Origin of the sequence: Bartonella sp. CL25QHWL, from assembly GCF_042195335.1 — a bacterium.
Classification (GTDB): domain Bacteria; phylum Pseudomonadota; class Alphaproteobacteria; order Rhizobiales; family Rhizobiaceae; genus Bartonella.
Genome location: NZ_JBHIOE010000108.1, coordinates 1 through 573 on the forward strand (window position 1 = coordinate 1; position 573 = coordinate 573).

At 49.7% G+C, this 573-nt stretch carries 1 protein-coding gene; it reads left to right on the forward strand.

The window, feature by feature from the left end:
- Positions 1-263 precede the first annotated feature (263 nt).
- A partial coding sequence (locus tag ACFILY_RS09715) for a hypothetical protein (protein WP_375673400.1) occupies positions 264-573 on the forward strand: 310 nt, incomplete at its 3' end.

Here is a 573-nt window from a genome sequence, read left to right on the forward strand (position 1 = left end):
GCGGGTACCTCCTGCACTTCTAGAAATCATGCCGAACTGATTTATTTTGATGTTTTCTTGCAGGTATGGCACCTAGAACTAAGAAAGTAGCCCACAAACGCCCTCGCCAAGACAGGGACACCACTCCAGCACCTGATCTCGAGTTTACTGACAACACTCATCAGCATAGATTTGAGCGTCTCTCAAATCTCAAGTTTGGGCAATCACGTTATATTTGTTGGGAGACACTCGATGCTATTGGCCTCACCGATGAGGTTAGAGGATTGGTACAGGTTGGAGGTTGGGAGCGACTTCTTTCCATTCATGACGCTGTCCGGCGGGATATTACTTTGGAGGTTCTGACGACGTTTACCTATAGCCGTGAGCGGCCCGATGCGAGTTTTGATACAGAGAACGTCGTTCGATTCAGAGTGCTTGGGGTTTTCCATGGGATGTCACTGACTCAGTTCGCGATGACATTAGGGCTCTATGATCAGGACTTCATCGACTCACCCGACTACCAGGAGTTGTGGACTGATTTCCCTCCTGGCGTCACCCCGGGCCAGATTTACCATGACTTATGCGGTGACTCAC